This window comes from Streptomyces sp. a15 (assembly GCF_059026085.1).
Genome location: NZ_JBWLKM010000061.1, coordinates 45,172 through 53,313, shown reverse-complemented (window position 1 = coordinate 53,313; position 8,142 = coordinate 45,172). Strand labels below are relative to the sequence as shown.

Sequence of the window (8,142 nt, the reverse complement as noted above, 5' to 3'; positions counted from 1 at the left end):
CTTTCGGCCGGTGCGGCGAGAGTGCGTGCCGGGCGCCGTGGGTGCTGTGCGGGACTTTCGAAACACCCCCTAGGACGCGTCGAGTTCCCGGGGCCCGTAGAGCGCGGCCGGAGCGCCGGTCGCCAGGGCCCAGTAGCGGTCCCCGTACGACCAGTGCCACCACTCGGTCGGGTAGTTGACGAGCCCGGCCGCGCTCAGGGCCCCGCCGAGCACGGCGCGGTTGGCCCTGGCCTCGTCGGTGATGCCGTCGGCCGCGGTGTAGCAGGCGCCGGCGCTCTCTTCGGGGCTGGCGTTCATGGGGGTGCCGAGGTCTAGTTCGCGGCCGTCGGTGTCGGCGAGCGTGAGGTCGACGGCCGCGCCCGCGGTGTGCGGGGCGATCTCCGGCGGGGACACGTAGCGGCTGGCCGCCGAGCGGATCCGGTCGGCGGGCCAGTCCGGGTGCCCGGCGCGCAGTTCGTCCGCGTACTGCTCGAAGTAGGACCGCTGGAGGGCCGGCGGCCGGTATCCCTCGACGAAGAGCAGGCGCAGGCCCTCGGGCAGCAGGGCCTGCGCCCGCAGGAGCCGGTCGAGGACGCCCTGGCGCAGGTGGACCTCGGCGCCCTGGGAATCCTGGTGCTTGCGGTCGTCGACGAGAAGGGACCCCCTCACGTCCACGAGAGCGTCACCGCACTCGTCGACCGGAACGGCGGCGACCCTGGGGTCGGACATCAGGATGATCTCGCTCATGACGTGATCCTCTCCCGTCCGGAATCCGGGCCGTGCGCCGCGTGCATCACCGGTGGCCGGGTACTCGGGCAACCCCGTCGGACCCGCGGTCGAGAGGAGCCGAAGGTGAGCAGTGCAACGGGCAGCAGGATCGTGGTCACAGGAGCCACCGGGAACGTGGGCACCAGCCTGGTGCGCCTCCTCTCCGAGGACTCGAAGGTCGGGTCGGTGCGGGGGCTGGCCCGCCGGCTCCCCGACTGGGAGCTCTCGAAGACGGAGTGGTCGGCGGTCGACCTGGCGTCCGACCAGTCCGATCTGGTCAGGGAATTCGAGGGCGCCCATGCGGTCGTCCATCTCGCGTGGGCGTTCCAGCCGACGCACGACCCGGCGGCGACCTGGCGCACCAACGTGCTCGGCTCCATGAGGGTGTTCGACGCGGTGGCCACGGCGGCCGTGCCGACCCTGGTGCACGCGTCGTCCGTCGGCGCGTACTCGCCGGGGCCGAAGGATCACGCGGTGGACGAGAGCTGGCCGACGCACGGCTGGCCGGACGCCGCGTACTGCCGGGAGAAGGCGTATCTGGAGCGTGCCCTGGACACGTTCGAGCGGGTCCACCCCGACGTCAGGGTGGTGCGGATGCGGCCCGCCTTCCTGTTCAAGCGGGAGTCGGCGAGTGAGCAGCGCCGCATCTTCGGCGGCCGCTTCCTGCCGGGCCCGCTGGCGCGGCCCGACGTACTGCCCTTCCTCCCGGACATCCCGGGCCTGCGCGTCCAGGCGCTGCACACCGACGACGCGGCCGAGGCGTACCACCTCGCCCTGCGCACCAATGTCAACGGCGCTTTCAACCTGGCGGGCGAACCGCCCGTCGACGCCGAGCTGCTGGGCGAGATGCTCGGCGCCCGCCCCGTACGGCTGCCGCGCACCGCGGCCCGCTCGGCGATCGCCGCCGCGTGGGGCCTGCACCTGCTGCCCGCCTCCCCGCACCTCTTCGACGCGGTCCTCAGGCTCCCCCTGATGGACTGCACGCGCGCCCGCACGGAACTCGGCTGGCACCCGGAGCACACGGCCCCGGAGGTGCTGGAGGAGTTCCTGCTGGGCCTGCAGCAGGGGGCGGGGGCGAAGACGGAACCCCTGCAGGGCCGGAAGGTCGGCTGAGCTGAGCCAGGGGCGCGCCCCGAACCCTGTCAGGCTGAGGGTTCGTCCGGAACGGGGTGCTCCGGGTGCACGGCGCCCGATTGCGGCGCGCCCCGCCTGCCGGTGCCCGACTCGTCCGTGTCGGGGACGTCGGCGGCGGGCTCGTCGGACTCCTCGGTCTCGTCGGTCTCCCTGGCCTCATCGGCTTCGTCGGGCCTCCCGGCGGACTTGGCGGCCTCGTTGGTGTCGACGGTGTCCCCCTGCCCGCCACCGGCGCCGACCTCCCAGGGGTCCTCGCCGTCGTGGGCCTGCTGGTCCGGCAGGTCCCGGGGTACGGGCACCCCGTTCTCACCGGGTCCTTCGTCGCGGTGCGCGGCCACGGCGTACTCCCTTCGCCTGGTTCGGGCGCCACGCGAGTACCTCCGCCATGACCAGCGAAACGTCAGTGCGGCGCCCGCTCCTCCAGGGCCGTGCGCCAGGCCGGCGTACGGCGGGCAGGAACCGCGCGCCCAGCTGGAGTCCGGCCCAGCCGCCGCCGGTCAGAACCGTTCGAACCGGAACGCGGCCAGGGCTTCGCCCAGGTCCTCGCCGAGCACCTCGGCCGCGACCAGGTCGCCGGCGTGCACGCTCAGGGTGGCACCGCTGTGCGAGACGGCGAAATGGAAGTTGGGCAGCTCGACCGCGCGTCCCAGGACCGGTAGGCCGTCACCGGGGATGGGCCGTTCACCCACCCGCACGCCTTCCACGGCCGCGGCTCGGATCCCTGGGTACAGCGCACGGGCCGCCTCGAGCACGCTGGTCACCGCCGATCGCTCGACGCCGATCTCACCGGTGTCGGTCACGTATGCCGCACCATCGGTCTCAGGAGAGTGCAGCAGCAGCCGTCCGGCGCCGTCCGGGCGCAGGTGGACGTGCGGGGCGTGGATGACACGGGACACCGAGACCGCGACCGGCGAGGTGTGGATGAGCACACCGCGGGTGTTGCGCATCGGCAGAACCAGGCCGGCGAACTCGGCGATGCAGGCAGCCTGGGGCCCCGCACAGTTGACGACCGCGTCCGCCGCGAGCTGCCGCCCCGAGGCGAGCCGGACGGCGCGCACCAGACCGGCGGCCGACTCCAGGCCGGTGACGGGGTCGTCGCGTACCAGCTCGGCACCGCGGGAGACGGCACTGGAGAGCAGGTGGCCGATGAGGCGGGTCGGATCGATCCAGCCCTCGCGCGGGAAGTAGGCGATCCCGTCCGCCGGCAGTGCGGCGGGGTCGAGGTCCGGTTCGAGGCTCAGCGCCTCCGCCCGGCTGAGCCAACGCGCCTCGTATCCGTAGTCCAGGACGCCGGCGACCTTCTTGCGCAGTTCCTCGCGCGAGTCGTCGTCGGTCCACTCCAGGTTGCCGCCCTCGTGGTACCAGTCGCCGAAGGGCACTTCAGCCGCCAGTCGCCGGTGGGCTCGCATGCTCGCGACACTGAGATCGTGGTAGATCCGTGGCTGCTTGCCGCAGGAGTTGGTCCACGAGAACGTCGCACCAGAGGTGCCACTCGCCGGCGCGCCGGCGTCCACGACGGTGACGCGGGCACCCCGCCGCGTCAGCGAGGCAGTCACCGCCGCGCCGTAGACGCCCGCGCCGATGACGACCACGTGCTCGACCATGCTGTCCGCCTCCCTCTTGTTGTCGCGGGGTGGGTGGCCGGGTGGTGACGGCACAGTGCGCCCGGTTCGGCGGCGCCCCGGGCAGGGCGGGGTCGGCCACCCCCCGTGGGACACAACGGGTTACCAGCCGAGCACGCGCGATCCGTGCGGTCAACAGTCCCGGGCACACGACCGGTTTCCGGCACCCCCGCCGCTCTGCAACACGCGGCGGCCTCACGGCGTGTGCGGCTTCCAGGGCCCGATGGTGACACGGGCACTGCCGGTCTGCGGAGGTGTGCGGCTCAGTGCTCGCCCTTGCCGGCAGGCAGTGATCCGGAGCAGGTCGCGCGGCCGAACTCGCCCATGGCCAAGGCGCTTTGGACGTGCCTGCCCTGGATGGCCAGCGCGCAGCGGGCCTGCCCGCCCTTCTCGTTCAGGGTGATGCTGACGATCGGTTCCTGGCCGAGCGGCACCTTGACCGACTTCTCCCAGGGCAGCCGGACCCCGGTGGCGGTGGCGGCCTGCTCGGAGTTCCCGGCGTCGACGATGCCGGTGCCGGTGACCCTGTACGTCACCTCCGCGCTGGGGACGGCCTTCGGAACCGGCCTCTGCCACCGCACTGGCGGAGAAGTGCGGTGCGGGTGATGGACGGACCGCTACCGGACTGATCCAGGAATCACCAATCTCCTGGAACTCGACCGGAAGGCCAGGGTTTCGATGGAGGCAGGGAAGAAGTACAACGCGAACAACCTGCTTTCCGATTCCAACATCAATGCTGTCGGGAGGGCCCCCCGGCCGATGCCGCATCAAGGAAAGACTGCTGAACGTATCCCTTTGTCCGGTCGGTAATGTGAGGTGTGGCGTGTCGGAAATCAGACGACGGCAGATTCCTGGTCTGCTGCTGCGCATGGTGCCGGAGACCCGGGTTCTGCTGGAGGCTGCCGCTTCAGCGCCCGCGGGGCAGGCCGTGGTCGGCGAAATGGAGTGGTTCGACCTCTACGACTTTCTTTCCGATGTTTTCTTCCGCCGTGTACTGCGGCCGGCTCTCACGGAAGAAGAGCCGAACGAAGAGCTGTTGCGCAGGAGCTTCGATTTCACTGAAACGCTCCTCCGGAGCTCGAACGGATCCGTGAGTGGCGCGGCGCACTATTGGTCGCGGCGATTCCCTGATGCGGGAAGAAATCCCTCGCCTCACATTGAGCGAATTGGACCCGGGCCGGCTTTCGTCGGCGTCTCGTGACGTACTGGCCAATTCCCTGAAATGAACGCGTACATGCCGATCCGGCCCACCGACGGCCCCGGCGACGTGGGTAACGCGGTTCGCCAGGGCGGTCGGTGGATCAGTACAGGGCTGGGCAGGAGCACTTTGTGGTGCGGCGACATGAACTGACGGACGCGCAGTGATCAACGGCGTCCACGGCATCGACTCCGAGGAGTTCTACCGCCTGCTGGAAGGCCAGGTCATCGACGACGTCAACCGCTTCAACACCAAGCTGCAGGAGTGGGAGGACTACGCTAGACGGGGGCCAGCTCCTCGATCTCCTCCAGCGCCGCGACGAGTTCCGGAGCGACCGTCTCCTGGACCCATCGCTCCTTGTCGGCGTCGACCGCTCGCGGAACCGTCTCGGCCAGCATGATCAGGTAGAGGTAGGCGCGGTAGAGGGCGAGGCGGAGTCGGGCCGGGGCGTCGAATTCAAGCCGCCCACCGGCTTCCCGGTAGCCCGCGAGGAACGCCTCGTCCTTCTTGATGTCGCCCAGCAGCGCCAGGGAGACGAAGTCGGCGAGAGGGTCGCCCCAGAACATGCGCTCGCCGTCGATGAGCCCGCCGATGCGCGGCTGTTCCCCCACCGGGCGTTCCAGGAGGATGTTCCCGTCCCAGAGGTCGAAGTGGACCAGGCAGGGGGTGGTGACCTCGTCGAGCGCGGGGAGGGCGGCCTGTATGGTCCGGGCCACCTCGTCGGCAGGGCGGGGCAGTCGGGCCCGGTAGCGGCGGGCGTCGTCCAGGACCGCCTCGATCATGGCGCCGAAGGCGGTCCGCCAGTCGGGGACGAGCGCTCCGAGGGCTCCCGACGGATAGCCGAAGCCCGGTCCGGTCACGCGGTGCAGACGAGCCACCTGTCGGCCCAACTCCGTGCGCAGCGAGGCCCGTTCGGGCTCGGTCAGGGATCCGTTCCAGGGGTCGCCGGGGCAGGCCGTCATCAGCAGCTTCGGAACGGCGGTGTCTCCGCCGAACGCCACGACGTGCGGCGCCGTTACGCCGGCCTCGGCGGCCGCCCGGTAGAACTCCACCTCGGAGACCAGAAGGCGGCTCTCGTAGCGCAGACCCGGCTCGGTCGGCGCGGGGGCGACCTTCAGCACGTAACGGCTGCCGTCGGCGAGGAGGAGTTCCTCGACGGTGTTGTAGGTGCCCCCGGTCAGCGGGCGGACGTGGGTGAGAAGGTCGGCGGGCAGGCCCGCCTCTTCCAGGACCTGCCGGGCCCGCTCCCAGCTCTGCGTCGACTCCCCCACCCGCACCCGCCCCTTTCCCTCCGGTCGGCCGACCGCGTACACGTCCGTCCTCGACGTAACGCCCGGCCTCCACCAGTCCGTTGAGCCACCGTTCGCCGTGTGCTCCCGGTACAGCGTACGGAACGCGTCCGGCGCACACGGTGCCCATGGAGCAGCGCGGCCCTCACCCGCGCGCACTGACCCGACGCCCCGGAAATCCACTGGCCCCTCCCGCAACCGCCTGCCTACCCTGACCGCAACCTAATACCCCTAGGTTTCAGTGTGCGATCCCCCAGGAGGCCCCCATGAGAGCACTCTCCGAGCACGACATCCGCAGCTCGTTCGTCAACTGCTCGAAGGGCGAGGCCAAACGCCTGGCCGTCCCCCGCGACCTCGACCAACGCCCGTGGGACGACCTGGACTTCCTGGGCTGGCGCGATCCCGGAGCGCCCGATCGCAGCTACCTCGTCACCGAGCGGGAGGGCCGGGCGGTCGGCGTCACCCTGCGTTTCCCGTCCTCCCAGCGCGGCTTCCTGCACCGCAGCATGTGTTCGCTGTGCCTGACCACCCACCCGGGCGGCGGCGTCTCCCTGATGACCGCCCGAAAGGCGGGCACGGCGGGCCGCGAAGGCAACTCGGTGGGCATCTACATGTGCACCGACCTGGCCTGTTCCCTCTACCTGCGCGGCAAGAAGGCCCTGGAATCCGGGTCCCGCTTCGAGGAGAGCCTCACCCTGGAGGAGCAGATCGCCAGGACGACGGGGAACCTGACGGCGTTCCTCGACAAGCTGTACGTCTGACGTGGAGCGGAATCAGGGAGTACGTTTCCTTGCGGACAGTTACGGTCCTCAATGAGTACCTTCGGTACAACTGTGGAAGGGGACTGCCCAAGGATGCGAGACGTACGTGAGTGGACGGCGTCCCTGGTGCGCTTTGTGAAGCGGCACCGGGACCCGGTCGTCGTACAGGCGCTGCGGTCGTCGGCCGCGGCGACGATCGCGTATGTCATCGCGCTGCAGCTCAGCCCCGAGGCGGCCCCGCTGACCGCGCCGCTGACCGCGCTGCTGGTCGTCCAGGTCACCCTCTACTCCACGCTCACCACCGGTATCCGCCGGGTGAACTCCGTGGTGGCGGGGGTCCTGGTCGCCATCGCCTTCAGTCTGCTGGTGGGTCTGACCTGGTGGAGCCTCGGGCTGCTGATCGTGGCGGCGCTGGCCGTCGGGCACCTGGTCCGGGTCGACGAGTTCGTGCCCGAGGTGGCGATCAGCGCGATGCTGGTGCTCGGGGTCACGACCGTCGGGGACACCGCCTGGGCGCGGGTGCTGGAGACGCTGATCGGCGCGGTCGTCGGCCTCGGCTGCAATCTGCTGTTCGCCCCTCCGGTGTGGGTGGGCGAGGCCGGCGAGTCGATCGAGGGGCTGGCCCGCCGGATGCGGCAGTTGATGCTGAGCATGGGTGAGGAAGCGGCGGGCCGGACGCCCGTCGAGCACGCGACGGCCCGGCTGCACGAGGCGCGCCGGCTCGACCACGACATCGTCGAGGTGGACGCGGCCCTGCGGCAGGCCGAGGACAGCCTGCGGTTCAATCCGCGGGTGAAGGAGGGCCTGCTGCACCGAGTGGTGCTGCGCACCGGCCTGGACACGCTGGAGATCTGCACAGTCGTGCTGCGCGTACTCGCGCGCACCTTCACCGATCTCGCCAAGGAGCGCGAGTCCGAGCCCCTGCCACGCTCCTTCGCGTCGGAGACGGGCGCCACCGTGGAGCGGCTGCTGTCGGAGATCGCGGATGCCGTGGTCAGCTTCGCGGTCCTGGTCACCACCCCGGTGAGCCTGAACGCCGATGCGGCGGAGTCCCGGCTGACCGCCGAGTTGCGACAGGCCGCGGCCACCCGCGACAAGCTGGCCCAGCTGCTGCTGGAAGAGGTCCAGCGCGACGCCCGCCAGTGGCAACTGCTCGGTGCCGTCCTCACCGAGGTGAACCGGATCCTCGACGAGCTCGACACCGAGCACCGCTCGCGCCGCCTCCTGGAGGAGCTGGACCGCGTCTCCCGCGAGCAGCGCGAACGCATGCCGCGGCTCACCCGGCTGCGGGAGAACCTGCGCGTGCCCGCGCAGCTGCGCCGGAACCGCGCGACCGCCGAGAGACGTTCAAGGTGACGAGGTCACCTTGAGGCGGCAAGCCTTGGGGGCCG

At 70.8% G+C, this 8,142-nt stretch carries 8 protein-coding genes and 1 pseudogene; 4 read left to right on the top strand and 5 right to left on the bottom strand.

Annotated elements, in window-relative coordinates:
- Nucleotides 1–69 precede the first annotated feature (69 nt).
- Nucleotides 70–726 carry a M15 family metallopeptidase gene (locus AC5P09_RS38270; protein WP_493878303.1) on the bottom strand — a complete coding sequence of 219 codons (657 nt, stop codon included), beginning with the start codon at nt 724–726 and terminating at the stop codon, nt 70–72.
- Nucleotides 727–831: 105 nt separating this feature from the next.
- Here AC5P09_RS38270 and AC5P09_RS38265 point away from each other — a divergent pair, with 105 nt between their 5' ends.
- Nucleotides 832–1,860: an SDR family oxidoreductase gene (locus AC5P09_RS38265; protein ID WP_493878302.1), complete on the top strand. Its 1,029-nt coding sequence runs from the start codon at nt 832–834 to the stop codon at nt 1,858–1,860.
- Between the two features lie 29 nt (nt 1,861–1,889).
- Here the strand turns inward: AC5P09_RS38265 and AC5P09_RS38260 are convergent, their stop codons facing one another.
- The 3 genes and pseudogenes from AC5P09_RS38260 to AC5P09_RS38250 form a co-directional block, all read right to left on the bottom strand.
- Nucleotides 1,890–2,219: a hypothetical protein gene (locus AC5P09_RS38260; protein WP_493878301.1), complete on the bottom strand. Its 330-nt coding sequence runs from the start codon at nt 2,217–2,219 to the stop codon at nt 1,890–1,892.
- 279 nt (nt 2,220–2,498) lie between these two features.
- A pseudogene (locus AC5P09_RS38255) lies at nt 2,499–3,485 on the bottom strand (NAD(P)/FAD-dependent oxidoreductase); the annotation flags it as partial.
- 281 nt (nt 3,486–3,766) lie between these two features.
- The gene (locus tag AC5P09_RS38250; RefSeq protein ID WP_493878300.1) at nt 3,767–4,039 is read right to left on the bottom strand and encodes a hypothetical protein; all 273 of its coding nucleotides are present in this window, start codon (nt 4,037–4,039) and stop codon (nt 3,767–3,769) included.
- A gap of 287 nt (nt 4,040–4,326) precedes the next feature.
- On the opposite strand from AC5P09_RS38250, the gene AC5P09_RS38245 reads away from it, so the two are divergent.
- Nucleotides 4,327–4,704 (top strand): hypothetical protein, encoded by a 378-nt coding sequence (locus AC5P09_RS38245; protein ID WP_493878299.1) that lies wholly within the window; start codon nt 4,327–4,329, stop codon nt 4,702–4,704.
- 275 nt (nt 4,705–4,979) lie between these two features.
- On the opposite strand, the gene AC5P09_RS38240 is transcribed toward AC5P09_RS38245, so the two are convergent.
- Entirely contained in the window at nt 4,980–5,972 is a 993-nt protein-coding gene (locus AC5P09_RS38240) for a phosphotransferase family protein (RefSeq protein WP_493878298.1), read from the bottom strand.
- Between the two features lie 284 nt (nt 5,973–6,256).
- On the opposite strand from AC5P09_RS38240, the gene AC5P09_RS38235 reads away from it, so the two are divergent.
- Together AC5P09_RS38235 and AC5P09_RS38230 are read left to right on the top strand one after the other, a co-directional pair.
- Nucleotides 6,257–6,751, top strand: coding sequence for an FBP domain-containing protein (locus AC5P09_RS38235; RefSeq protein ID WP_493878297.1), 495 nt, complete (start codon nt 6,257–6,259; stop codon nt 6,749–6,751).
- A gap of 93 nt (nt 6,752–6,844) precedes the next feature.
- Nucleotides 6,845–8,107 (top strand): FUSC family protein, encoded by a 1,263-nt coding sequence (locus AC5P09_RS38230; RefSeq protein WP_493878296.1) that lies wholly within the window; start codon nt 6,845–6,847, stop codon nt 8,105–8,107.
- Nucleotides 8,108–8,142 lie beyond the last annotated feature (35 nt).

Excerpts from the sequence above, each read along its gene's own strand:
- AC5P09_RS38230 (WP_493878296.1), top strand. The coding sequence starts at position 6,845 with ATGCGAGACGTACGTGAGTGGACGGCGTCCCTGGTGCGCTTTGTGAAG.
- AC5P09_RS38235 (WP_493878297.1), top strand. The coding sequence starts at position 6,257 with ATGAGAGCACTCTCCGAGCACGACATCCGCAGCTCGTTCGTCAACTGC.
- AC5P09_RS38270 (WP_493878303.1), bottom strand. The coding sequence starts at position 726 with ATGAGCGAGATCATCCTGATGTCCGACCCCAGGGTCGCCGCCGTTCCG.